The 23,389-nt window shown below is 57.2% G+C and carries 22 protein-coding genes; 9 read left to right on the plus strand and 13 right to left on the minus strand.

The genetic code is table 11. The features are described from left to right. The first annotated feature begins 57 nt into the window (after positions 1 to 57). Entirely contained in the window at positions 58 to 864 is an 807-nt protein-coding gene (truA, locus tag ABJF76_RS05975) for a tRNA pseudouridine(38-40) synthase TruA (protein ID WP_413819893.1), read from the plus strand. A gap of 23 nt (positions 865 to 887) precedes the next feature. On the opposite strand, the gene ABJF76_RS05980 is transcribed toward truA, so the two are convergent. From ABJF76_RS05980 to ychF, 5 genes are all read right to left on the minus strand, one after another. After that, entirely contained in the window at positions 888 to 1,394 is a 507-nt protein-coding gene (locus ABJF76_RS05980; RefSeq protein ID WP_413819892.1) for a hypothetical protein, read from the minus strand. After that, positions 1,391 to 3,031 carry a hypothetical protein gene (locus ABJF76_RS05985; RefSeq protein WP_413819891.1) on the minus strand — a complete coding sequence of 547 codons (1,641 nt, stop codon included), beginning with the start codon at positions 3,029 to 3,031 and terminating at the stop codon, positions 1,391 to 1,393. The genes ABJF76_RS05980 and ABJF76_RS05985 overlap by 4 nt, the downstream gene beginning before the upstream one ends. 158 nt (positions 3,032 to 3,189) lie before the next feature. Further along, entirely contained in the window at positions 3,190 to 4,425 is a 1,236-nt protein-coding gene (locus ABJF76_RS05990; RefSeq protein ID WP_413819890.1) for an acyl-CoA dehydrogenase family protein, read from the minus strand. 131 nt (positions 4,426 to 4,556) lie between these two features. Further along, positions 4,557 to 5,387, minus strand: a complete 831-nt coding sequence (locus ABJF76_RS05995; protein WP_413819889.1) for a 3-keto-5-aminohexanoate cleavage protein — start codon at positions 5,385 to 5,387, stop codon at positions 4,557 to 4,559. A 303-nt stretch (positions 5,388 to 5,690) separates the two neighbouring features. Continuing rightward, positions 5,691 to 6,788 carry a redox-regulated ATPase YchF gene (ychF, locus tag ABJF76_RS06000; protein ID WP_413819888.1) on the minus strand — a complete coding sequence of 366 codons (1,098 nt, stop codon included), beginning with the start codon at positions 6,786 to 6,788 and terminating at the stop codon, positions 5,691 to 5,693. Between the two features lie 186 nt (positions 6,789 to 6,974). Here ychF and ABJF76_RS06005 point away from each other — a divergent pair, with 186 nt between their 5' ends. Continuing rightward, the gene (locus tag ABJF76_RS06005) at positions 6,975 to 7,466 is read left to right on the plus strand and encodes an acyloxyacyl hydrolase (RefSeq protein ID WP_413819887.1); all 492 of its coding nucleotides are present in this window, start codon (positions 6,975 to 6,977) and stop codon (positions 7,464 to 7,466) included. Positions 7,467 to 7,528: 62 nt separating this feature from the next. Continuing rightward, positions 7,529 to 8,323, plus strand: a complete 795-nt coding sequence (gene trpA / locus ABJF76_RS06010) for a tryptophan synthase subunit alpha (protein ID WP_413819886.1) — start codon at positions 7,529 to 7,531, stop codon at positions 8,321 to 8,323. On the opposite strand, the gene ABJF76_RS06015 is transcribed toward trpA, so the two are convergent. The 5 genes from ABJF76_RS06015 to ABJF76_RS06035 form a co-directional block, all read right to left on the minus strand. Continuing rightward, a complete protein-coding gene (locus ABJF76_RS06015) occupies positions 8,315 to 8,941 on the minus strand; it encodes a (d)CMP kinase (RefSeq protein WP_413819885.1) in 627 nt (208 codons plus the stop codon). The two genes, trpA and ABJF76_RS06015, sit on opposite strands and share 9 nt — an antisense overlap. Further along, on the minus strand, positions 8,941 to 10,287 hold the full coding sequence (gene aroA / locus ABJF76_RS06020) for a 3-phosphoshikimate 1-carboxyvinyltransferase (RefSeq protein WP_413819884.1): 1,347 nt from the start codon (positions 10,285 to 10,287) through the stop codon (positions 8,941 to 8,943). The genes ABJF76_RS06015 and aroA overlap by 1 nt, the downstream gene beginning before the upstream one ends. A 146-nt stretch (positions 10,288 to 10,433) precedes the next feature. After that, the gene (gene trmB / locus ABJF76_RS06025) at positions 10,434 to 11,132 is read right to left on the minus strand and encodes a tRNA (guanine(46)-N(7))-methyltransferase TrmB (protein WP_413819883.1); all 699 of its coding nucleotides are present in this window, start codon (positions 11,130 to 11,132) and stop codon (positions 10,434 to 10,436) included. Positions 11,133 to 11,184: 52 nt separating this feature from the next. Then, entirely contained in the window at positions 11,185 to 11,631 is a 447-nt protein-coding gene (locus ABJF76_RS06030) for a MarR family winged helix-turn-helix transcriptional regulator (protein WP_413819882.1), read from the minus strand. After that, on the minus strand, positions 11,624 to 12,769 hold the full coding sequence (locus tag ABJF76_RS06035) for an Acg family FMN-binding oxidoreductase (protein ID WP_413819881.1): 1,146 nt from the start codon (positions 12,767 to 12,769) through the stop codon (positions 11,624 to 11,626). The genes ABJF76_RS06030 and ABJF76_RS06035 overlap by 8 nt, the downstream gene beginning before the upstream one ends. Before the next feature lie 161 nt (positions 12,770 to 12,930). Here ABJF76_RS06035 and ABJF76_RS06040 point away from each other — a divergent pair, with 161 nt between their 5' ends. Next, on the plus strand, positions 12,931 to 14,097 hold the full coding sequence (locus ABJF76_RS06040) for an L-lactate dehydrogenase (protein ID WP_413819880.1): 1,167 nt from the start codon (positions 12,931 to 12,933) through the stop codon (positions 14,095 to 14,097). A gap of 120 nt (positions 14,098 to 14,217) precedes the next feature. Here the strand turns inward: ABJF76_RS06040 and ABJF76_RS06045 are convergent, their stop codons facing one another. After that, on the minus strand, positions 14,218 to 15,435 hold the full coding sequence (locus ABJF76_RS06045) for an MFS transporter (protein WP_413819879.1): 1,218 nt from the start codon (positions 15,433 to 15,435) through the stop codon (positions 14,218 to 14,220). A gap of 83 nt (positions 15,436 to 15,518) precedes the next feature. Between ABJF76_RS06045 and ABJF76_RS06050 the strand changes: the two genes are divergently transcribed. Next, positions 15,519 to 16,172: a 50S ribosomal protein L25/general stress protein Ctc gene (locus tag ABJF76_RS06050; RefSeq protein WP_413819878.1), complete on the plus strand. Its 654-nt coding sequence runs from the start codon at positions 15,519 to 15,521 to the stop codon at positions 16,170 to 16,172. 320 nt (positions 16,173 to 16,492) lie between these two features. Here ABJF76_RS06050 and ABJF76_RS06055 read toward each other — a convergent pair whose 3' ends face one another. Beyond that, entirely contained in the window at positions 16,493 to 18,538 is a 2,046-nt protein-coding gene (locus ABJF76_RS06055; protein ID WP_413819877.1) for an FAD-dependent oxidoreductase, read from the minus strand. Between the two features lie 271 nt (positions 18,539 to 18,809). Between ABJF76_RS06055 and pth the strand changes: the two genes are divergently transcribed. The 4 genes from pth to ABJF76_RS06075 are packed head-to-tail and all read left to right on the plus strand — an operon-like array spanning position 18,810 to position 22,140. Then, the gene (gene pth, locus ABJF76_RS06060) at positions 18,810 to 19,514 is read left to right on the plus strand and encodes an aminoacyl-tRNA hydrolase (RefSeq protein WP_413819876.1); all 705 of its coding nucleotides are present in this window, start codon (positions 18,810 to 18,812) and stop codon (positions 19,512 to 19,514) included. Further along, positions 19,511 to 20,545, plus strand: coding sequence for a DUF2332 domain-containing protein (locus tag ABJF76_RS06065; protein ID WP_413819875.1), 1,035 nt, complete (start codon positions 19,511 to 19,513; stop codon positions 20,543 to 20,545). Before pth ends, ABJF76_RS06065 begins: the two co-directional genes overlap by 4 nt. A 52-nt stretch (positions 20,546 to 20,597) precedes the next feature. Then, the gene (locus tag ABJF76_RS06070) at positions 20,598 to 21,767 is read left to right on the plus strand and encodes a serine hydrolase domain-containing protein (RefSeq protein ID WP_413819874.1); all 1,170 of its coding nucleotides are present in this window, start codon (positions 20,598 to 20,600) and stop codon (positions 21,765 to 21,767) included. Between the two features lie 4 nt (positions 21,768 to 21,771). Further along, complete coding sequence (locus tag ABJF76_RS06075; RefSeq protein WP_413819873.1) at positions 21,772 to 22,140, plus strand: DUF2237 family protein; 369 nt, start codon at positions 21,772 to 21,774, stop codon at positions 22,138 to 22,140. 3 nt (positions 22,141 to 22,143) lie between these two features. Here the strand turns inward: ABJF76_RS06075 and trpB are convergent, their stop codons facing one another. Further along, positions 22,144 to 23,376 (minus strand): tryptophan synthase subunit beta, encoded by a 1,233-nt coding sequence (gene trpB / locus ABJF76_RS06080; protein WP_413819872.1) that lies wholly within the window; start codon positions 23,374 to 23,376, stop codon positions 22,144 to 22,146. Positions 23,377 to 23,389: the final 13 nt, after the last annotated feature.

Here is a 23,389-nt window from a genome sequence, read left to right on the forward strand (position 1 = left end):
TGTCGTGGTTCACGCTGCACCGTTGCTTGGGCGCGCATTTGGCGGTAGGGGGCGGCCATGCCTCGCTATGCTTTGAAAATCGAATACCACGGCGCACCCTTTTCGGGGTGGCAGCGCCAGAATGATCGCCCCTCTGTGCAGGGTGCGATTGAAACGGCTTTGGCCCAACTTGAACCGGGGACGCACAATATTGCCGCCGCCGGGCGCACCGATGCTGGCGTGCACGGGCTTGCACAGGTGGCGCATTGCGACCTGCAACGAGACTGGGCGCCGTTCCGGTTGTCCGAAGCGCTGAATTTTCATTTGCACAAAGTGCCAGTGGCCATTGTAGATTGTGCCCGTGCGCCGTCAGATTGGCACGCGCGATTTGGCGCCCGCGAGCGGCGTTATATCTATCGCATCCTGATGCGGCGCGCGCCTGCAACCCACCTCAAGGGATTGGTCTGGCAGGTCAAACACCCACTTGATGTGGATGCGATGCAGGCCGGGGCAAAACACTTGCTCGGCAAGCATGATTTTACCACCTTCCGGTCGACTATTTGCCAAGCAGAAAGCCCGATCAAGACGTTGGAACGTTTGGACGTGACCCGTATCGAAGGCACACATGGTCCCGAAATCCAGTTCGATGTGCGCGCCCGGTCATTCCTGCACAATCAGGTGCGCAGCTTTGTGGGCACGCTCGAACGCGTCGGGTCCGGGTCATGGACCCCTGATCACATCAAAGACGCGTTGGCCGCGCGCACGCGGTCTGCTTGCGGAACTGTAGCGCCTTCCATGGGTTTGTATCTGGCTGGTGTCAGCTATCCTGAGAACCCATTTGATGCCGCCGACACCGCGCTGGCCAGCCGCCCCATGCCTCAGTAGCGGGCACGCAGTAAAGATGACGCTTAGTCGAGCACCATCGCCTCGGCCCCGGCCCCATTCGCGCGCGATTCTGCGCTGTCGGGCACATAGGTGCGAGCAGCAAATTCATTTAAAAGTTTCAACAGGTCGTGACCGATGCTGATCCGTTCAGGGCGCGCGCGATTGCTTGGCGCTTCAAGCGACAGGTAGGCCTGCACGCCTTCGGGGGTCGAGACGACCTCGGCCTGACAGGGCAAGCCTTCGATCCAGCTGGTCAAAATGGCACAGTGGCCCGCGTCTGGCACATTGGCCTGCACAAGGCGCGGCGAAACAGAAGCCTCTTCGATCATTGTTTCGATTTGGTGGGCTAAAGACACGATGGTTTTAGGGGTTTGCAAAACATCGGCCAATGGCGCTTGGGGTCTGCCTTCGGCCAGATGGCGCGGCAGCATAGCGCCAAACGCCAGCGCCTGCCCGGCAGGCACGCCCGCCCCGGTCGCTGCTTTTACAGAAAGGGCGTGTAGTTCCGTCCAAGATGTTTCTGTATTCATAGTACCGGTAACCACCAATCATCCAAACCCGGCGACAATTCATCCCCTAAGGGTGCGCCCTGCGCAAGCGTTATACGTGTCCAAAGGTCGGACTTCGGATCAAAATTTGTCGCACCAAAATAACTGAGCTTGCAACGCAACATATCAATGGGGCGACATGTCGCAGCGATAAGATTATCGCGAATTTCACTGTAAGGATAACGCGCCAGCGTCGCGGCGCGGTCAATCACAAAAGCGTGTTCGGGATGCTTAGCAAGGAAAGCAGACACAGGTTGATCGCGTTCAGGCAAGTCAGCATAAAGCGCCGCAACACGTCGCGCGATATCCAACGGCGTTTCAAGTTCGGCCCCCAGATCTGCAAAACGATCACCGATGCGCGGTTCAAGTTTGGCCGCACTCACATACCAAAACCGGCGACAGGCGTCCGCCTTGACGTAATCATGCGACAAGGCCCATTGCCAATCCGCCTTTAATGCCGAACGCACGGCATCCGTGCCCGCGAACGGGTGCACGAGTGCGCCAAATGGGTCGCCCATGCCGTCTTCTAACCCGTCAACTTGGTCTGGAAACGCTTCGATCAGCAATGCGGCCAACAATTCCTGCAAGGGGATGCTTTGATCTTGGGCCGCTTGCCACACCCGGTCTATGGGCAATGGCCCCCTTAGCGTCAAAAGCTGCGGGGTAAAATCCACCCATTCGAGTTCGAGGTTTCGCAAAATGGCGTCGTGATCGGCGGCAGGCACATGCCATTGGCTAATGTGGCGTGCAGCACGGGCGCAAAGATCATTAAGTCGCGCGCGTTGGATTCCATCCAGATCCGCGACCTTGCGCACCTGCGCCAGCGCCGTTTCGCGCGCCTGCACCCAATTGTTCATCAAGACCGGATGCGTGACAAGAAACGGCGCCATCCCAAGCCCCGTTGCGTTGCCGATCCCAATATGCCGCGCGAGGGTACGATCCAACGCCCCTTGCCCGACGTGTTGCACAAGATCCAGCGTGAAGTGACGGATCAGATACACCGCCAGCATCTCGGGCGCGAACGGGCCGCCCAGCCCGGGGCGGTCCGCGATCAAGTGGCGGTCGGCAATGCCGAATTTCCCGTTGCCATACACGGCAGTGGTGCGCATCAAATAGCCGATGTCGCGGATCAAGGCGGCGTCAGGTTGGGTGTTTTGTTTCAGCGCCTTAACCGTAGCCTCCCACATGCGCACGGACTTGTTTGCGCGGCTTAGAACCAAATCACGCGGGCCAAACCGCCCGGCCTCTTGCAGGGGCGCGTTGGCGGCGATGCGGGCGATTTCGGCGGCATCAGGCACACCATCATAAAGCACAAAGGCGGCATCCCAAGCCGTTGCAATCACCCGGTCGCTGCGTTGATCCGCAGGCAGATCGTTCGAAATCGCGACCAAAGAATATGTGTGCCCGCCAAGGGAAACGGAATAGACAGCCCGCCCATGCCCCTCAGACGACATGTCCCAATGTGGGCGGGTGACGCGCGCATGCTCACGACACAGTCGCCGCACAAGAACCCTTAGGAAGCTAAGGCGCGTCGGCATCATCGCCCCCATGCGGTCAAGACGCATCACCGTTTCCGCCGGGCGCATGGCCAGATCAGACGTGTTTTGCATATCTCGCATGGCCGCTCCACTCGCACAGATCATGGGTTATCTGTATCGGTAACCCGTCATCTGGCTTGGACCAAGAAAAAACCTGCGACCGCGGTAAAACGTGTCGCAGGCTGGAACTGCAAGCGCCGACAAAACCCAATCATTTTGTCGGCGGATTGCTTGTTCGGTCAGACAGGTTGTTGCGTATGTTTCCGAAGCTCTGCCCGTGCCACCTGACGGCGGTGCACCGCATCTGGCCCATCAGCAAGCCGCAATGTGCGCTGATGCGTCCAAGCATGCGCCAGCGGCGTGTCCTGAGAAATCCCTTGCCCACCATGCATTTGCACAGCTTCATCAATGACTTTCAAAGACACACGCGGGGCCACAACTTTGATCTGACTGATCCAAGGCGCGGCTGCACGCGCATCGCCCTGATCCATCATCCACGCCGCTTTCAAGCACAACAGCCGCGCCATCTCGATCTCCATCCGGCACTCTGCGATGATGTCGTAATTCGCGCCAAGTTGCGCCAGAGGCTTGCCGAATGCTTCTTTGGAAAGCGAACGCTTGCACATCAATTCCAGCGCCGCCTCGGCCTGACCAATCGCGCGCATGCAATGGTGAATACGTCCGGGGCCAAGACGACCTTGCGAGATTTCAAATCCACGCCCCTCACCCAACAGCAAATTTTCGGCCGGGACGCGTACATTGGTAAAGCGGATGTGCATATGCCCATGTGGGGCATCATCATGGCCATAGACCATCATCGGGCGCAGGATTTCGATACCATCAGACCCGGCTGGCACCACAATCATGGATTGGCGCTTGTGTTTGGGGGCCTCGTCGCCTTGGGTTTTGACCATAACGATGTAGACTTTGCAGCGCGGATCCCCTGCGCCGCTGGCCCAGTATTTTTCGCCGTTCAGCACGTAATCATCACCGTCCCGCACGCAAGACATCGAGATGTTCGTGGCATCCGAAGACGCCACATCAGGTTCGGTCATAAGATAGGCCGACCGTATCTGCCCCTCAAGCAAAGGCGCAAGCCAGTCGCGCTTCATGGCTTCGGTGCCGTAGCGCTCAAAAACCTCCATGTTGCCTGTATCGGGTGCTGAGCAGTTGAACACCTCAGCCCCAAGCGGCGTCTTGCCCATCTCTTCGGCAAAGTGGGCGTATTCGACGGTTGTCAGGCCAATGCCTTTGTCGCTGTCTGTCAGCCAGAAATTCCACAACCCCGCCGATTTGGCCTTGGCTTTCAGGGTTTCCAAAATTTCAGTCTGACGGTCTGTGTATTGCCAGCGATCACCTTTGCCGACTTCGGCGGCGTATTCGTCCTCAAGGGGCATAATCTCATCGCGGATCATGGCCGAGACGCGGCCCAAAAGATCGCGGTTTTCCGGGCGTAGCGTAAATGACATATCCATGATGATTTTCCTCCGTAATTATAAGCAGCGTGGCGGAACGGTGCCCGGGTGTCCACAGGTCACGCAACGCGCGAGGGCCATTTTTCCAAAGGGAAAAATGTACGATTTCCTGTGTCAGGAAATCACGCCCCTCAGGCCGCACGCAACCCGAGGATGTCGCGGGCCTGTGCTGGGGTCGCCACCGGGCGTTCGTTCTTGGCGCAAATCTCGGTCAATCGTGTCACAAGGGCAGCATTGGATGGTGCCAGCGCAGACTTGTCCCAGCGCACATTATCTTCGAGGCCGGTGCGCGCATGCCCACCCGCTGCCACAGCCCACTCATTCAGAACAACCTGATTGGCCCCAATCCCAGCCGCACACCACGGTGCACCGGGGAACAAGCGTTCGACGGTTTGTAGATAGAAATCAAATACAAAACGTTCCGCAGGCATCGCGTTCTTTACGCCCATCACGAATTGCACATATGGCGTCGCTTTGATCTTGCCCAGTTTGTGCATTTGCGACGCCATTAAGATGTGACTCAAATCAAAAGCCTCGATCTCTGGCTTCACATCGTATTTGACCATTTCCGAGGCAAGCCAGTCCACAAGCTCTGGTGGGTTTTCATATACGCGCGTTGGAAAGTTGTTCGACCCCACTGACAGCGACGCCATATCAGGACAAAGTGATAACATGCCGCCCCGTTCAGTGCCTGCGCCAGATCGTCCACCTGTCGAAAGCTGAATGATCATACCGGGACAGTGTTTTTCGACCCCTTCTTTGAGAGCCGCGAACTTGTCGGGGTCAGAACTGGGCGTCTCATCCGCATTGCGCACATGAGCGTGGCAAATGCTTGCGCCTGCCTCAAACGCCGCATGTGTGCTTTCTATCTGCTGCGCCACAGTGACGGGCACGGCCGGATTGTCGGCTTTGACGGGAACAGACCCGGTTATGGCAACGCAGATGATACATGGGTTCGACATATTTGGGCCTCATGGTTTTTCAGGCCCCACCTTTGAGCATTCGCGGCCGTAGGTCTAGTGCTAGGCGATTTTTGGATCGAGTGCACATCGCAGCAAAACACATTCATTCAGGGCAAAACCACGATTGCCCACCTTGCCAAAACAGCCAACTGGAATCCTTGGCCGCCCTAAACATACCAACAAACGACTCGATTCAGCACAAAGCCGGCCCGCTTTCAGACCTTACAGTCTGGACTTTTGCCAGACCGCATTGCGCGTTGCTTTGTATCAAAAATCAAAGCGTTTTCCCGTTCAGTCAGGTCGTCACGTGTTGAACAGGAAATGTAATACGTCGCCATCTTTGACGGTGTAGCCCTTGCCTTCAGCGCGCATTTTGCCCGCATCTTTAGACGCTTGTTCGCCCCCTAAGGCGATAAAATCATCATAGGCAATCGTTTCCGCCCGGATGAACCCTTTTTCGAAATCGCCATGAATGACACCCGCCGCTTTTGGCGCAGAGGTGCCCGCCTGGATCGTCCAAGCGCGTGCTTCTTTGGGGCCTACAGTAAAATATGTCTCGAGGTGTAGCAGCTCGTATCCGGCCCGAATGAGGCGATCGAGACCGGCCTCGGCCAAGCCCATTTCTTCAAGGAACATCACCGCCTCGTCAGACTCCAATTGGCTAATCTCTTCTTCGATTTGGGCGGAAATGACCACATGCGCGTTGCCCTGTTCGGCCGCCATCGCAGCCACTGCAGTTGAATGCGCATTGCCTGCTGAGGACTCAGTTTCCCCAACATTACAGACAAACAAGACCGGCTTTGTGGTCAGCAATTGCAACATGTTCCACGCTTTAACGTCATCCTCGTCCACATCGACCAAGCGCGCGGGCTGACCGTTTTCGAGTGCTTCCAACGCGGCACGCATCAGACGTTCTTGCTGAACGGCTTCCTTGTCGCCACCGCGCACCTTGCGCACGATGTTTTGCAAACGTTTCTCGATGCTTTCGATATCGGCGAGCATCAATTCCGTTTCGATGGTTTCTGCATCGGCCACCGGGTCCACGCGACCTTCGACGTGGGTGACATCGCCGTCTTCAAAACAGCGCAGCACGTGGGCGATGGCGTCGACTTCTCGGATGTTGGCCAAAAACTGGTTGCCCAAGCCCTCGCCCTTGGACGCGCCTTTGACCAAGCCCGCAATGTCCACAAAGGTCATGCGCGTGGGAATGATGGATTTAGAGGCGGCAATCTTGGCCAATGCATCAAGGCGCGCATCCGGCACAGCGACCTCGCCCACATTGGGTTCGATCGTGCAGAACGGAAAGTTCGCCGCTTGTGCTGCTGCTGTTTTGGTCAGCGCGTTGAACAGCGTCGACTTGCCCACGTTCGGCAAACCCACAATCCCCATCTTAAAGCCCATAGCACCCTCATTTCTACTGTTTCGCTGCTTCTAGCAGGACGGTGCAAGGTTGCAAGACAGTGACATCTTGGTGCTTTGGGGAAATCGTGAATTGCCCTCATGTGTGAAAATATCTTATCGCCACGTCAGTTCTGGTATTCGACTGCGATGTTCCGCATCTGATCACCCGCATGCAGGAGACTTCGCATGACACATCTTCGCTCTGCTTCATTGGCCTTTGCCCTATCCTTTCTCGCACTTCCGGCGGCAAGCCAAGAAATCACGCTGGGGCTTGGCGTGACGGATTTTTCCGAGAGCGGGGACGATTCTGCTGTCTTTGATTTCGAATACCGCCACTCTTCGTTTTTCGAACGCCGACGTTTTTCTGCAGCCTTTGGCGCAAATGTCAGCGTCAGCGCAGAAGGCGACCTGTTTGTTGGTGCTGGTCTTTGGAACAGAGTGCAGTTTGACAATGGCGTGTTCATCGACAGCTCGATTATGCCGGGCTTTTACGAAGAAGGCACCGCGGGCAATGACCTTGGTCAGACGTTCGAAATCCGCAGCCTGCTAGGTGTCGGGTATAAATTCGACAATGGCCGCGCAATTTCGGCCGCCATTGCGCACAAATCCAACGCAGGCCTGAGCGACGACAACCCCGGTGCGAATTCCTATTCCATCCGCTACCACATCTCGTTCTGAGGGCGCTTGCCTTTCGCGCTGCTCTGGGGCAGTCAAGGTGAACCTCAAACGGAGAGAAGAAGATGAGCACCCGGATCGACGCCAAATTCGCCGCCCTCAAAGCTGCGGGTAAAAAGGCTTTTGTCTCCTATGTGATGGCGGGCGATCCCGACTACGACCGATCGCTTGAAATCGTGCGCGGTTTGCCCAGCGCAGGTGTCGACATTATCGAACTTGGCCTTCCCTTTACCGATCCAATGGCGGACGGTGCGACAATCCAATTGGCCGGACAACGCGCCTTGGAAGCAGGTATGACCTTGCAGCGCACTCTCGACATGGCACGCGCCTTTCGCGAAGAAGATGACACGACGCCCATTGTTCTTATGGGCTATTACAACCCGATCTATTCGCGCGGTGTGGACACGTTTTTGGCCGACGCCAAGGCGGCAGGCATCGATGGTCTGATCGTCGTGGACCTCCCCCCCGAAGAAGATAGCGAACTGTGCATCCCGGCCCAAGCCGCTGGTCTGAACTTCATTCGCCTTGCAACGCCGACCACAGACGCAAAGCGCCTGCCCCGCGTCCTGCAAAACACCTCGGGGTTTGTATACTATGTGTCGATCAACGGCATCACCGGTTCGGCCGAGGCCGAAGCGACCAATGTCGGCCCCGAAGTCGCGCGGATCAAAGACTCTACCGAACTGCCTGTCATTGTCGGATTTGGTATCAACACACCAGAAAAATCACGCGCGATTGCGTCCGTAGCAGACGGAGCCGTCGTTGGGTCCGCCATCGTCAGCAAAATCGCCAGCGGTGACAGCGTCGCAGATGTGCTGGCTTTTGTGAAAACACTGTCAGACGGCGCGCATTCAGCTTAAGCCACGCGCCTTTTCGACGATCGCGATCGCGGCGGCCACGGCCGCATCGATTCCCATTTCCGATGTATCTAGGATGTGCGCGTCTGTCGCAGGTTTCAAAGGTGCAGCGGCACGTTGACTGTCACGTTCGTCACGCGCTTTGACATCTGCCAACACGTCTTCTTCGGCGGGCGCATGCCCACGGCGCGTAAGTTCAACAAAGCGCCGTTCTGCGCGCACCTCTGGCGTGGCGGTGACAAACATTTTCACCTCGGCTTGCGGGCAAATGACGGTGCAAATATCGCGCCCATCCAGCACAGCACCACCAGCGCGGCGCGCAAAAGCGCGTTGAAAATCCAACAAGGCTGCGCGCACCTCTGGGATGACGGCGACCTTGCTTGCGGCCTCGGCCACATCTGCGGTGCGCAGATCATCGCGTTCCAACGCGCTGGCCTGCAAAGCCTGCGCCGCCGCAATCGGTTCCGCCCCCAAAAGGACTTGCGCCCCAACCGCGCGGTACAGCAACCCCGTGTCCAAATGTGCTAGCCCAAATCGCGCCGCAACGGCACGTCCAATGGTGCCCTTGCCCGCCGCCGCAGGGCCATCAATGGCGACCGTGAAAGGCTGCGTCGTCTGCATCAAGCGCGGCTCACTGCGGCGCCCAATTGCGCCATCAGCGGTTCAAAAATCGGGAACGAGGTGGCAATCGGCCCGCCATCGTCCACGGACATCGGCCCATTTGTGGCCATGCCCATCACCAAAAACGCCATCGCAATGCGGTGATCCAAATGGCTGGCACACAGCGCGCCTCCGGGCACATTACCGTGGCCCAAACCCGTGACACGCCACCAATCCGGCCCATCCTCGACCTCAACCCCAGCCGCGCGCAAACCGACAGCCATCGCGTCAATCCGGTCGCTTTCTTTGACGCGCAATTCTTTCACGCCGGGCATATCCGTCACGCCGCTGGCAAAGCATGCGATAACAGACAGGACAGGATACTCGTCAATCATGCTTGCCGCGCGTTCTGCGGGCACTGTGATGCCTTTCAGGTCCGGCGAAAAACGCGCACGAAGGTCAGCCACAGGCTCACCGCCCTCGATCCGCTCGTTCTCATAAGTCAGATCAGCGCCCATTTCGCGCAAGGTGGTGAACAAGCCGGCGCGCGTCGGGTTCAACCCAATGCTGGGCACCAAAACGTCCGATCCGGGCACGATTAACGCCGCACAAACCGGAAACGCAGCCGAAGATGGATCACGCGGCACATCAATATGTTGTGGGCGCAATTCGGGCTGGCCAGTCAAGGTAATCACGCGGCCCTCGTCGGTCACTTCGGTGCTGATTTCAGCGCCAAATCCCGCCAACATCCGTTCCGTGTGATCGCGTGTGGCCTCGGCCTCGATCACCACAGTCTGGCCCGGCGCATTCAAGCCCGCCAACAAAACCGCAGACTTCACCTGCGCCGACGGCACCGGCACAACATAGCGCGCAGGCACAGGTTCCGGCGCACCCACAAGCGTCATTGGCAAACGGCCACCAGAACGGCCCACGGATTGACAGCCGAACAGCGCCAATGGGTCAGTCACCCGCGCCATAGGCCGCTTGTTCAGGCTCGCATCACCCGTAAAAGTCACAGAAATATCGCAAGTCGCCATCGCGCCCATCAACAGACGCACACCCGTTCCGGAATTGCCACAATCGATCACCTGATCCGGCTCGGCAAACCCGCCAACGCCAACTCCGTGCACAGACCACTTGCCGCCACCATGATCCGTGACCTCAGCCCCAAAGGCGCGCATGGCCTTGGCGGTGTCCAACACATCCTGACCTTCAAGCAAGCCCGTGATGGTCGTCTCGCCCACCGCCATCGCCCCAAGGATCAACGAGCGATGCGAAATCGACTTGTCGCCGGGCACATTGGCCACGCCACTCAAAGGGCCAGACTTGGCAGAGATCATCGGAATAGGGTCGCCGTGGCTGGACATGGGGCACGCTCGCATCTTGTTTCAAGGCGCACTCCTACCCCCTCGCCCAAGGCCCGTCCAGACCGACCGGGAAAGCGCTCTATATCTTTGGGTTAAAAATACCTCGGGGGAGGCGCAAAGCGCCGGGGGCAGCGCCCCCTCCCCGCTCAGCCCTGACGGCGAAAGGTCAGATAATGTGGCACACGGCCTTCGCGCAGCGCCTTTTGCTCATAACGTGTCGCAATCCAATCATCCCAAGGTTCACGCCAATCAGCTGGCCCCTCAGCCAGCCAATCAAAGCCCGCTTTCGGGACCTCTTCCAATGTCTGACGCACATAATCCTCAATGTCCGTCGCCACACGAAAGATCGCGCCCGGTTTCAAGGTCCGCGCCAAGGGTTCCAAATGCTCGGGCGTCACAAAACGGCGACGATGATGACGCGATTTGGGCCATGGATCAGGGTACAGTAAAAACGCGCGCGCAACGCTGGCTTCGGGCAACACGTCCATCAAATCACGCGCGTCACCCGGATGAACGGCCAGATTGTCGACACCGGCGCGCCGGATTTTGCCCAGCAACATGGCCACCCCGTTGATATATGGCTCTGCGCCAATAATCCCAACGTCAGGGTTTTCAGCAGCCTGATGCACCAAATGCTCGCCCCCGCCAAACCCAACTTCAAGCCACAGCGGACGCCCACCAAACAGCGCATCAACGTCAAGAGGTGCGCGTTCGGGGTTGTCCTCCCACGACACGGGACCGGGCGAAAGTGCTGCAAGGTCTTCGGCGATATAGGTCTTTTGGCTGCTCTTCAGGGGCTTTCCCTTGAGGCGACCATAAAAATTGCGATGTGGGCGTTCTGTCATGGCGCGGCGTTTAACGCGACCGCACGCTTAGGGCAATGCACCGCGCGCACGTTCAGTCGCGCGCGGCGTCCATCATGATGCGTAAATCGCGCAACACCGGGCGAATGTCGGCCAATCGCGCCACATCAAACTCCGCAGATAGCTTGGCGAATTCGGCAGCCAACGTGGCAATCGTGTCGGCGCGCAACGCATGGCCCGCCTTTGTCAGCCAAACCCGCTTTGATCGTCCATCCTCGGCATTGGGGCGCACATCCACCAAACCCCGCGCTTCCAACCCCTTTAGGGTATGGGTCATCGACGTCTTGGGCACCTGAAAAGCGCGCGCGATTTCGATCGGGGTGCGCCCATCCTGCACACGCACCAGATGATTAAGAACCGCGAAATGCGGCGCGATCAGTCCTTTTGGCAACCGCGTTTCCAAGACGGCGCGGCTCAGCTGTTCGATGATGCCGATTTCGGTGAACACTTCAAAGAACACGGCAGGGTTTTGATCAGGCATTCACAATCTTGCTTTCCAGTGGCCAGCGCGGGCTTTGCCCAACGTTTGGGCCATAGCCAATGCGGGCAAACATTTGCACAACTCCACCCTTTGGTGCCAGCCGTGCGTGCATCTGATCATAGATATCGGACATTTCCGGGTATTCCTGCAAGCCCTGGCTCAGCGGTTGCATCCCAAGCCCAAGTCCCGCAGTCGCCAAATTCATGCGCAGCCAGTCGCGCCCTGCGTTAATTTGATCGCTGCGCGTGTTGGTCGGCGTGACCTGCCACAGATGCCCCATCGCGGTATCAGTATTGGCGAAAACGGCCTTTTCCCCTTCGATGTAGGTCATCGACGTGCGATCCAACGCAGCCTTGCGCGTAAAGATGCCAGTCAGCGCCATGGCTTCGAACATGGGGCCGGTGAAATCGATGCCGTCCGGATTGGCCGCGACCTCGCGGTGGCCGATTCGAAGCAGATCGACGCTTTCTTTGTAGGTGCGAGGCGTTTCCAACTCGATCCGGAGCGCGTCGCGACTGATGCCCCGCAGTGCCGCGATATCATCTGGTGCCACCGATCCTGCAAAGGACGTGAACTTGGCAGCCGCCAAAACGCGACTCAAGGTCGCCGCGTCGACAGGCTGGCTGGTGTCGAATGGTTTTTTATAGGATCGGCGGGTCATGACCTGTTCAAACAAATCAGGTTCAGGCGTGGTCCCGTTGAGAATGAAACGCGCAACCGCGACACGGCGATCATCTAGCCCGGTCGGGTCCTCGCCATCTGGAAACAAGTCTAGATCAACGCCGTACCCGTCCTGCGCCGCCGCAAGGCACATCAGTTCAAGAAAACACCCCAAACCAACAACGATCTGGCGGTTGAAGGGATCAGTGTGGGGCAACAATCGGTTTCGGTCGACGCGCAAAGTCACCTCGGCGTCTGTGCGCAAGTCCACCTGCCACGGCTGGCGGTTGTGTGGGTTGGGCGCAAGGATCGCATAGCTCAACGCACGCATGCGCGGCTCGTTATAATTGCCTGCAGTCGCCCATGGTTCAAAAGCCGTGAGCGGCATGCGGGTCACCTTGTATCCGGCGCCAGCTGTTGCCGCCAAAATTGTGCCACCGCCCAGCAACGCCAGTGTTTTTCTTCGAGTTAAAGTCATGGGGCTCTCCATTTGGTGCAATTTCGTACTACACTTTCAATATAATACGAAATCGCACCAAACAAGTGCCAAATCGTACTATAAATGCAAATCAAAAAAGGATGTTGATCCCAAATGTTCAAATTGGTAATGAAAGTTGACCAATTACACGAGGTTTCACTGTGCCTGTCATCACAAACATCTACGATCTGAAACGTATCTATAAGCGGCGCGTGCCCAAAATGTTCTATGATTACTGCGAATCTGGCAGCTGGACTGAACAAACTTTCCGCGAAAACGTGACGGACTACGATCAAATCCGGCTGCGCCAACGGGTTGCCGTGGACATGACCGGGCGCAGCACAGCCAGCCAAATGATCGGCCAAGATGTCTCGATGCCCGTGGCACTTGCCCCTGTTGGGTCCACAGGCATGCAGCACGCGGACGGCGAGATATTGGCCGCCAAGGCCGCCGAAGCTTTTGGTGTCCCCTTCACGCTATCCACAATGTCGGTCTGTTCCATCGAAGATGTCGCTGAAAACACGACCAAACCTTTTTGGTTTCAACTTTATGCCATGAAGGACAAAGACTACATTAAGCGCGTGATTCAACGTGCCAAGGACGCGAAATGCTCGGCCCTTGTGGTGACGCTGGACTTGCAGATCCTTGGCCAACGACACAAAGACATCCACAACGGCCTGTCCATCCCGATCCGCCCAACCATGGGCAATATCGCCAATTTGGCGACAAAATGGCGCTGGATTGCAGGCATGGCCCAAACCAAACGCCACCAGTTCGGCAACATTGTCGGTCATATTGACGGGATCAGCGACATGTCATCGCTGTCGACTTGGGCAGCCGAAAGCTTCGATCCAAAGCTCAACTGGGACGATGTTAAAGAGATCAAAAAAATGTGGGGCGGCCCCTTGATCCTGAAAGGGATTCTTGACGCCGAAGATGCCAAAATGGCGCTGCAGGTCGGCGCGGATGCGATCATCGTCTCCAATCACGGCGGCCGACAACTCGACGGCGCACTCAGTTCGATCAAGGCACTTCCTGCCATTCTGGACGCTGTTGGTGACAAAGTCGAAGTACACATCGACGGCGGCATCCGCTCAGGCCAAGACGTCCTAAAGGCTGTCGCGATGGGCGCTAAAGGCACTTATATCGGGCGCGCCTTCATTTATGGATTAGGAGCGATGGGTCAGCAGGGTGTGACATCAGCCCTTGAGGTGATCAAAAAGGAACTCGACACCACAATGGCCCTGTGCGGAGAAACACAAGCGACCGAATTGGGCCGCCACAACTTGCTGATTCCCGAAGGATTTGAAGGGCGCTGGCAAGGCTGATCGATCAATCGCAAACCCGTGCGGGTGTCTGACCGAACGCATGTGAGTATTTAAAAGAACAATGAAGGGGACAGTGCTTCGCTTCATTGTTCTTCAAATATGCAAAAAGCACGGCCAGCATCACCCGTTGATTTTCAAAATCCGCGACCAAGCTGGCAACAAGCCCCCAGCGACCACCAACATAATTGCAGCGATCACATAAAACGATGCGCGTAACCCGAACCCTTCGGCGACAAAGCCCATGACCACAGGGCCAAGGAAAAATGCGGCGTACCCTAGCGCCGCCGCTTGGGAAATGGCCGCAAGTCGGTGCCGCGCAGACACAGCCTGCCCCACCAATCCTAACGCCAACGGCCCAACCACCGATACTCCGAGCCCCCCGAGTAAAAAACCGATAAAAGCCACGTTTAAATTTGGGGCAAAACCAACCAACGCCAAACCTACGCCTGCAAGGCAAGACGCGGCGATCATAACCCGCATGGGTGGCCACGCAGCACCGATCATATGTGCGCCCAAACGCCCGACCGCCATACCAACGCCCAACAATGCGGGGCCCAATGCGCCCTCGGCTGGGCCACCGCCCAAGGTGCGTTCCAAATGCAATGCTGACCAGCCTTCGGATGCTGCTTCGCCTAGAAAAGCAGCCAGAACGACCAAACCGCCAACCCAGACGATGCCATAGGGCATGCCTGCCGCCTCGCCCGTGCCGTCTTGCGGCAGGCGTCGGTCCGGCAACCGCATCCATGTCATCAGCAGCGCCACGACCACCGCCATGCCGCAAAACACTGCGAAGGGACCAAACCCGTTTTCACGTGCCGCCCCCACAGACACCGCTGCGATCGCATAGGCCACCGAAAACAGGCCGTGATTGAGGTTCATCAAATTGCGCCCTGACGCCGCCTCTGCCTCGCTCACTTCGGCGTTGGCCAGCACATCCGACACCCCGGACCCCATCGCCGCCAAAAAGAGCGCGACGCCAACGATCACCGGCCCCTGCGCCACCCCCGTCAGCAAAAAGCCCGCAAGCATCACAGCAATGCCCGCAATCATCGCCCATGTTCCCAACACGCGATAGATCAGAGGCGCCAACCACATCGCCATCAACGCCCCCGTCGACCCTATTAGAACCAGCGCGCCCCAGAACCCATCGCCCACACCAACTTGCGCCTTGATTACAGGCATTTGCGCCGAAAAACTGGCCCAGCCGATACCGATCACGACAAAGGCCGCCAAAGCCCGTCGCGAGGCATAAAGGTCGTCATACAACTGCATCCACAAGCGGTGGCACGTCGCACGCACCCCGTCCAGCCCCGGCACATGCGCATTTTCACTTTTCACCGGGCAAAAACCGGTCTATAGCGCGCACTTCACGCGGGGTGACAGCCTTGGAGGCATCCCGCCCTAACATTTGGAGAATTATCATGGCTGGAGAGATTCCTGATCTCGAAGCTCTGGAACGGACGGGGACAGGCAAGGGCGCCGCTCGTCAAGCACGCCGCGATGGCATGGTTCCGGGGATTGTATTTGGTGGCGACACAGATCCGCTGCCCATCAATCTGCCCTTTAACAAACTGCTGAAAATGTTGCGCGCAGGCCGGTTTAAATCGACCCTGTTCAACATGAAAGTCGAAGGCCACGACGACGTCCGCGTCATCTGCCGCGACGTGCAGCGCCATGTGGTCAAAGACTTGCCCACACACGTGGACTTTATGCGCCTCAAGCGGACCACCAAAATCAACCTGTTTATCGGTGTTGAAGTGGTTGGCGAAGACGTGTCACCCGGCCTGAAAAAAGGTGGTGTACTGACACTGATCCGTCCCGAAGTTGAATTGGTCGTGACTGCGGGCGATATCCCCGATCACATCACCATTGACGTGTCGGAAATCGAAATCGGCGACGCGATCACGATTTCTTCGGTCAAATTGCCCGAAGGCGCAAAGCCATCGATCGACCGCGATTTTGTCATCGCCAACATCTCTGCCCCATCTGGCCTGCGCTCTGCGGGTGACGATGAGGATGGAGAAGCCGAAGGCGACGCAGCTGACGCACCAGCCGCCGATCAAGCCGACGCGTAATTCGCGCGCTACATTGATGTAGAAAGGCCGCCCTGCTCTGGGGCGGCCTTTTACGTTTCTGGGGCTGAAGCCGGACAGCATCAGCCGCACATTTAGTGTTAAAAAACGAAATACAGTTCCGGCCGGAATCAACTGTCCCCGCACATTTGGCAAAGATCTGCTAAAGGAACCGGAACAAAGTTGTTTGAAGGTACTCTCTAACTTAAATGCGCCGACTATCTTTGGACTGGGATTGAACATGAGCCCACGTCTCCGCATGCCTGAACACCTCGCCCCCAGCATGGCAGGACACAACCTGAATGGTTTTCCTGCTGCGCATTTTAGATATCCTTGAGTAATCGCAAAGCATCATAAATGGCGGCATGGGTATTGCGCGCCGACACAGCATCGCCAATGCGGAACAGTTGGAACATCCCGTTTTCATTGCGTTTTATGTCTTGCGGCAAACCTTCGATAAGTGCGTCGTAATCAAGTTCGCCAAAGTTCGTCGACGATGGCTTCAGCTCGAAGTACAGATCATCCAGCGGCAAAGTGCCATAGTTTACAACGACCTGATCCACTTCGTTTTCATATGTATGATCGCTGTAATCGGTGCCAATCGTCGCGGTCAGCGTGTTGCCACTGCGCGCAACCCCAAGCAGGCGACGCGTGACAGTAAAGGTCACATCCTTATCTTGAAGCGAGCGCATGTAGGGGACCAAATTCATCGCCATCACATCAGGCGAAAACGTGCGGTCTGGCGTCATAATCTCAACCGCAGCACCTGCGTTGGCGGCAACCTCAGCCGCTTGCAAAGCCGGGTGATCCCCGCTTTCGTCATAAATCAAAACCTTGCCCGCAGGCTTTACGTCGCCTGAAATAATATCCCACGCCGAAACGACATGCGCCTGTTCGCCCTTTTGCTCAAACAATTCTAAATTTGGGATACCCCCCGTGGCGACAATCACGACGTCGGGCTGCAAGGCCCTGACATCTGCTGCCTCGGCCCATGTGTTGAAATGAAACCGCACATCGCGCGCCGCGCATTGGGCCATGCGCCAATCGATGATCCCGATCATTTCGCGGCGGCGGGGTGATTGTGCCGTAAGGCGGATTTGTCCGCCCGCCTCGGCTGCGGCTTCGAACACCGTCACGTCATGGCCACGCTCAGACGCCACACGCGCGGCCTCAAGCCCGGCTGGGCCTGCACCAACAACCACGACCTTTTTTGCTGTCGCCGCAATTGGAATGTCGTGCGGCATCGACTGCTCGCGCCCCGTTGCGGCATTGTGAATGCACAGCGCATCACCCGCCTGGTAAATACGATCAAGGCAGTAGGTCGCGCCCACGCAGGGGCGAATGTCGTCCTCGCGGCCCTCAACGATCTTGCGCACAATATGTGGATCCGCCATGTGGGCGCGGGTCATCCCGACCATATCCAAAAAGCCCGCATCCACCGCGTGACGGGCCGTTGCGACATCCGGAATGCGCGCTGCGTGGAAGGTTGGCATGCCGGTGGTGCGGCGCACCTCGCCTGCAAAATCAAGATGGGGTGCGGATGTCATGCCTTGCACCGGGATCAAATCGGTCATGGCCGGGTCTGTATGAATCCGCCCCTTAATCACGTTCAGGAAATCGATCTGCCCTGTGGCCGCAATGCGCTTGGATATTTCCAACCCTTCTTTAGGCGTGATGCCGCCTTTTTGCGCCTCGTCCGCAGTATAGCGCAAACCAACGATGAACCCGTCGCCCACGCGCTTGCGGATCGCCTCGACCACATCCAGCGGAAAACGCATGCGATTTTCCAACGTATCCGAGCCATAAGGCCCAACCAGATCGTTGGTCAATGGCGACCAAAACTGATCCAGCAAATGGCCATAGACCTGTAATTCGATCCCATCCATGCCACCGGACTTCATCCGTTCCGCCGCATCCGCGAAGTCTGTGATGATCCGGTCAATATCCCAATCTTCGATCAGTTTGGGAAAGGCATGGTGCGCAGGTTCGCGGTGCTTTGATGACGACACCGAAGGCAACCAATCCCCCTTGTTCCATGTGGTGCGCCGTCCCAAATGCGTCAGCTGGATCATCACAGCGCAACCATGTTCGTGCACGCGGTCTGTCAGGTTCTGAATCCACGGCACCACCTCGTCTTTATAGGCAAGGATGTTGTTGAACACCGGCGGGCTATCACGACTGACTGCGGCAGAGCCTGCCGTCATCGTCAAGGCCACGCCCGCCTTGGCACGTTCCGCGTGATAAGCCGCATAGCGGTCTTTGGGCATGCCATCCACTGGATACGCCGGTTCATGGCTGGTGGTCATAATCCGGTTGCGCAGCGTCAGGTGTTTAAGCTGAAACGGCTGAAGCAGAGGATCGCTAGACATAGTGGTTCCCTTGTTCGCAAGTGCCTTACAGTTGCCAGTTTCTACCAGATGCGTTGCTGAAACTGACGATTGTCATCTTGGCGCGTAAGGGTGCGCGACGACAAGCATTTGTTCATCCAACGAACAACGATCCTTTGGGCGATGCCAGAGCTTTCTTTGCTTCAAGGTTCTACCGCGTATCCGCTGCCAAACCATCCCATCACGCACAGTCCTTGTCCGCCCTAGCCGCGCCTTCTATGCTGCACAGCAGAATTTCACACGGAGCACATCCATGAAACTGATCGTAGGCCTTGGCAATCCGGGCGCGAAATATGCACGCAACCGGCACAATATCGGCTTTATGGCGCTCGACATGATCGCTGCCGATCACGGCTTTTCTGGCTGGAAATCCAAACATCAAGGCGTCACTTGCGACGGACGTTTTGGGTCGGAACGTGCGATCCTTCTTAAGCCTGAAACCTATATGAACAAGTCCGGTGACAGCGTCCGCGCCGCCATGGGGTTTCACAAAATTGACCCTGAAGACGTCATTGTTTTGCATGACGAACTTGACCTTGCCCCCGGCAAGGTGCGCTGGAAAGTCGGTGGCGGGCATGCGGGGCACAACGGTCTGCGCTCGATCCATGCGCACATCGGCGCAGAATACGCCCGCGTGCGTATGGGGGTCGGCCACCCCGGTCACAAAGACGCCGTCGCAGGCTATGTGCTGCGCGACTTTCCCAAGGCCGACGAAGGGTGGCTTGATGACGTGCTGCGCGGCTGTTCTGATGGCGCACCGCACTTGGCAAGCGGAGACGGGCCGAAATTCATGAACGCCGTCGCTTTGCGTGTCTCGCCCCCCCGTTCGGGCGGAGGAGTCAAATCTCCCAAAAAACCAAAACCAACCGTGACAGAGCCCAAACCACCTGCGGCCGAATCCGCCCCAAAAGCCGACGAACGTTCCGCCATGCAAAAGTTAATGGATCGTTTCTCATGACATTGATCCAAGCGTTCCGCGATCAATCAGAAACCTGCACGCGCATGGAATCGCCCTTGATGGGTCGTGTTTTGGGCATCCTTGCCGCCAATTGGGATGATCGCACCGCGCTGGGGCAAAAAATGGCGTCTTATCAGGGGGACATCGGGCCGGCTGGGCATTCCTTGCCTTTGCGCATCGCTGGCGGTTTGCATGCCTTGGTGCTTGGTGGCCATGATGCCGCGCTTAGCGCAGCGTATCCGCCCAACGTCGTTGATGATGCAACGCTTGAAAAGGCGGTGCTAAGTGCATTGAAGACTCACGAAAACTTCTTTCTCGACTGGACCCAAAGCCCGCCACAAACCAACGAGGTGCGCCGTAGTGCGGCACTTATTGCTATGGCCCATGTGGCTTTGTCCCATTTCGACCGTCCCATTGTGCTGTCGGAACTTGGCGCGAGCGGAGGCTTGAACCTCATGTGGGATCGTTTCGCGCTGGACACAGGCCACAATATTCTTGGCCCAAATGACGCTGTTTTGAAACTGAAACCGGACTGGACTGGCCACGCCCCCCCATCCGCCAATCCACAGGTTGTGGATAGGTTAGGTGTCGACCTTAATCCGTTGTCTCCAAACGATTCTGATGACCTGTTGCGCCTCACGGCCTATCTGTGGGCTGATCAACCGCATCGGCTGGCCCTTACCCGCGCCGCCGCTTCCGTGATGGAAGCCCAAGTCGAAAAAGATGACGCAATCAACTGGTTAGAACGCCGTCTTGGTGCAGTGCCCGAAGGCCACATGCACATCATTCAGCACACCGTCGCTTGGCAATATTTCCCAGCCAAAGCCCAAGCGCGCGGCGCAGCGATGATCGAAGCCAAAGGGGCACAAGCAACGCCCGAAACGCCGCTTGCCTGGGTGCAAATGGAAACCGACGGCGACACAACCGGCGCTGTTGGGGCGGCACTGACCCTGCGGCTGTGGCCCGGCGATCTGACTTTATCTTTGGGTCGTGCAGATTTCCACGGCCGCTGGGTGAACTGGACGGGCTGACGCAAGCCCACCAATGCGCTATGGATAAATCCACCACAAAAGGGGATAGATCATGCGCAGTGTTCTAAAATGGATAATCCGGATCAGTTTGGCGTTGATAATCGCCGCTATTTTGGTTGGTTTCTGGAAGCGCGAGGAAATCACCCGACTGCTCGCCGTGAACTCTCTTTTTGACGAAAATCGCATTGTGTCGAATTTCTCTCATATGGATGGTGCTTTCCTCCACAGAGATATCCCCAAGGGCAACGCCCCTGTCAGCCCGCTGCCAAGCGGCGCTTTGTTGAGCATGCCTGCCCCTTATGAAGATTGGGTAACTGCCCGCACGGTCACGTCGACGCTTGTGTTGAAGGACGGGCAGATCGTGCACGAGGCCTATTACCAAGGCACCTCGCCCGATGATCGCCGCATCAGCTGGTCTGTCGCCAAAAGCTATCTGTCTGCCCTATTCGGAATTTTGGTCGACGAGGGAGCCATCGATTCCTTAGACGATCCCGTTATCAAATATGCACCGATGCTGAAGGGCGGCGCCTATGAGGGCGCGACAGTGCTGAATGTGCTTCAGATGTCGAGCGGCATCACCTTTGACGAGGATTATTTAGATTATGACAGTGATATCAACCGGATGGGGCGCGTCCTTGCCCTAGGCGGCAAGATGGATGACTTTGCCGCGGGCCTCACCGAAAGCTTTGCGCCCGCAGGTGAAACGTGGAAATACACCTCGATCGACACCCATGTGGTTGGCATGGTCGCACGCGGCGCGACTGGGCGCGATATCTCTGATCTGATGTCAGAAAAGCTGATCGCGCCATTGGGTCTTGAACAGGATCCGCTTTATCTGACGGACGGCGTCGGAGTTGCCTTTGTCCTTGGTGGGTTGAACATCACGACACGAGATTACGCACGTTTCGGGCAAATGATCCTGCAAAACGGGGAATGGCAGGGGCAGCAAATTGTTCCGGCTGACTGGATTGCAGTCTCGACCATGCCAAGTGCACGCACAGAGCCGGGCAAGATCGGCTATGGCTATCAGTGGTGGATTCCGGTGGGTGCCACGCCCGGTCAGTTCATGGGCCGTGGCATTTATGGCCAGTACCTTTATATTGATCAGAACGCGGGTGTGGTTGTTGTCACCACCTCAGCAGACCGCAAATTCCGCGAACCCGGCGTGACTGACGCCAACATAGACATGTTTCGCCAAATCGTATCCGCAACCCAAGAGTAACCACATGACCCCTGAAGACAGTGTAAACGTATTGGGCGCGCCGCTGGGCCTATGTGGTGTGGATCCTGTGACCGGCTTCTTTCGTGACGGGCATTGCAACACCTGTGCGGCCGATCAAGGCAGCCACACAGTCTGTGCGGTGGTGACGGCCGAATTCCTTGCTTTTTCGAAATATGTTGGCAATGACCTAAGCACACCGCGCCCGGAATACGGGTTTGCGGGGCTGAACCCGGGCGACAGTTGGTGCTTGTGTGCGGCACGTTTTTTGCAAGCCCATGACGAAGGGTGTGCGCCGCAAATCAACCTGAAAGCGACGCACAAACGCGCGTTGGATATTGTATCGCTTGAGGTGCTGCGCACCCACGCGGTCTGACGTTTAGGCGAACTCGCCCATCTCGAAATCAAGCGCTTTGGCGACGGTAAAGATGTCTTTGTCACCGCGCCCACACATGTTCATGCACAAGATATGATCCGCAGGCAACGTCGGTGCGATTTTCATCACGTGGGCGAGTGCATGGGAAGGCTCAAGCGCGGGAATAATGCCTTCGAGGGTGCAGCACAGCTGAAACGCCTCAAGCGCTTCAACATCTGTGATCGACACATATTGCGCACGCCCAATGTCATGCAGCCAAGCGTGTTCTGGGCCAATACCGGGATAATCCAAGCCCGCCGAGATCGAGAACCCTTCAAGGATTTGCCCGTCGTCATCTTGCAACAAGTACGTCCGGTTGCCGTGCAGCACGCCGGGACGGCCACCGGTCAAAGAGGCGCAATGCTCCATCTTGGCGTTGACGCCCTTGCCGCCAGCCTCAACACCAATGATGTTGACGTCTTTGTCGTCAAGAAAAGGAAAGAACAGGCCCATTGCGTTGGATCCGCCACCAATCGCGGCGATCAGCGTATCGGGCAAACGGCCTTCGGCCTCGGTCATCTGTTCGCGCACTTCTTTGCCAATGATGCTTTGGAAGTCGCGAACCATCGCAGGGTACGGATGCGGACCAGCGACGGTGCCGATGCAATAGAACGTGTCATCGACGTTTGTGACCCAGTCACGCAAAGCGTCGTTCATGGCGTCCTTGAGCGTACCGCGACCCGACGTGACAGGGATAACTTCGGCCCCGAGAAGGCGCATGCGGAACACGTTTGGTGCTTGGCGTTCGACGTCGTGGGCGCCCATGTAAACGACGCACTGCAAACCGAATTTGGCACAGACAGTCGCCGTGGCGACACCGTGCTGCCCCGCACCAGTTTCAGCAATGATCCGAGACTTGCCCATACGACGGGCCAGAATGATCTGCCCCATCACGTTGTTAATTTTGTGCGCGCCCGTGTGGTTCAACTCGTCGCGTTTCATATAGACTTTGGCACCACCCAGATGCTCTGACAGGCGTTCGGCATGATACAGCGGGCTGGGACGACCCACATAGTGCTTCCACAGGAAATCCATCTCGGCCCAAAACGTTTCGTCAGTTTTGGCTTTCTCATATTCCTCTTCAAGACTGAGGATTAGCGGCATAAGCGTTTCAGAGACGAAACGTCCGCCAAAGTCACCAAAGCGGCCTTGTTCATTTGGGCCGGTCATGAAGGAATTGAAAAGGTCGTTTGCCATATGGCCCTCGCGC

This window comes from Tateyamaria sp., assembly GCF_039940735.1.
GTDB lineage: Bacteria > Pseudomonadota > Alphaproteobacteria > Rhodobacterales > Rhodobacteraceae > Tateyamaria.

Bases quoted from the DNA above. Each gene is read 5' to 3' on its own strand.
- truA (WP_413819893.1), top strand. From the start codon at position 58: ATGCCTCGCTATGCTTTGAAAATCGAATACCACGGCGCACCCTTTTCG.
- ABJF76_RS05980 (WP_413819892.1), bottom strand. From the start codon at position 1,394: ATGAATACAGAAACATCTTGGACGGAACTACACGCCCTTTCTGTAAAA.
- ABJF76_RS05985 (WP_413819891.1), bottom strand. From the start codon at position 3,031: ATGCGAGATATGCAAAACACGTCTGATCTGGCCATGCGCCCGGCGGAA.
- ABJF76_RS05990 (WP_413819890.1), bottom strand. From the start codon at position 4,425: ATGGATATGTCATTTACGCTACGCCCGGAAAACCGCGATCTTTTGGGC.
- ABJF76_RS05995 (WP_413819889.1), bottom strand. From the start codon at position 5,387: ATGTCGAACCCATGTATCATCTGCGTTGCCATAACCGGGTCTGTTCCC.
- ychF (WP_413819888.1), bottom strand. From the start codon at position 6,788: ATGGGCTTTAAGATGGGGATTGTGGGTTTGCCGAACGTGGGCAAGTCG.
- ABJF76_RS06005 (WP_413819887.1), top strand. From the start codon at position 6,975: ATGACACATCTTCGCTCTGCTTCATTGGCCTTTGCCCTATCCTTTCTC.
- trpA (WP_413819886.1), top strand. From the start codon at position 7,529: ATGAGCACCCGGATCGACGCCAAATTCGCCGCCCTCAAAGCTGCGGGT.
- ABJF76_RS06015 (WP_413819885.1), bottom strand. From the start codon at position 8,941: ATGCAGACGACGCAGCCTTTCACGGTCGCCATTGATGGCCCTGCGGCG.
- aroA (WP_413819884.1), bottom strand. From the start codon at position 10,287: ATGTCCAGCCACGGCGACCCTATTCCGATGATCTCTGCCAAGTCTGGC.
- trmB (WP_413819883.1), bottom strand. From the start codon at position 11,132: ATGACAGAACGCCCACATCGCAATTTTTATGGTCGCCTCAAGGGAAAG.
- ABJF76_RS06030 (WP_413819882.1), bottom strand. From the start codon at position 11,631: ATGCCTGATCAAAACCCTGCCGTGTTCTTTGAAGTGTTCACCGAAATC.
- ABJF76_RS06035 (WP_413819881.1), bottom strand. From the start codon at position 12,769: ATGACTTTAACTCGAAGAAAAACACTGGCGTTGCTGGGCGGTGGCACA.
- ABJF76_RS06050 (WP_413819878.1), top strand. From the start codon at position 15,519: ATGGCTGGAGAGATTCCTGATCTCGAAGCTCTGGAACGGACGGGGACA.
- ABJF76_RS06055 (WP_413819877.1), bottom strand. From the start codon at position 18,538: ATGTCTAGCGATCCTCTGCTTCAGCCGTTTCAGCTTAAACACCTGACG.
- pth (WP_413819876.1), top strand. From the start codon at position 18,810: ATGAAACTGATCGTAGGCCTTGGCAATCCGGGCGCGAAATATGCACGC.
- ABJF76_RS06065 (WP_413819875.1), top strand. From the start codon at position 19,511: ATGACATTGATCCAAGCGTTCCGCGATCAATCAGAAACCTGCACGCGC.
- ABJF76_RS06070 (WP_413819874.1), top strand. From the start codon at position 20,598: ATGCGCAGTGTTCTAAAATGGATAATCCGGATCAGTTTGGCGTTGATA.
- ABJF76_RS06075 (WP_413819873.1), top strand. From the start codon at position 21,772: ATGACCCCTGAAGACAGTGTAAACGTATTGGGCGCGCCGCTGGGCCTA.
- trpB (WP_413819872.1), bottom strand. From the start codon at position 23,376: ATGGCAAACGACCTTTTCAATTCCTTCATGACCGGCCCAAATGAACAA.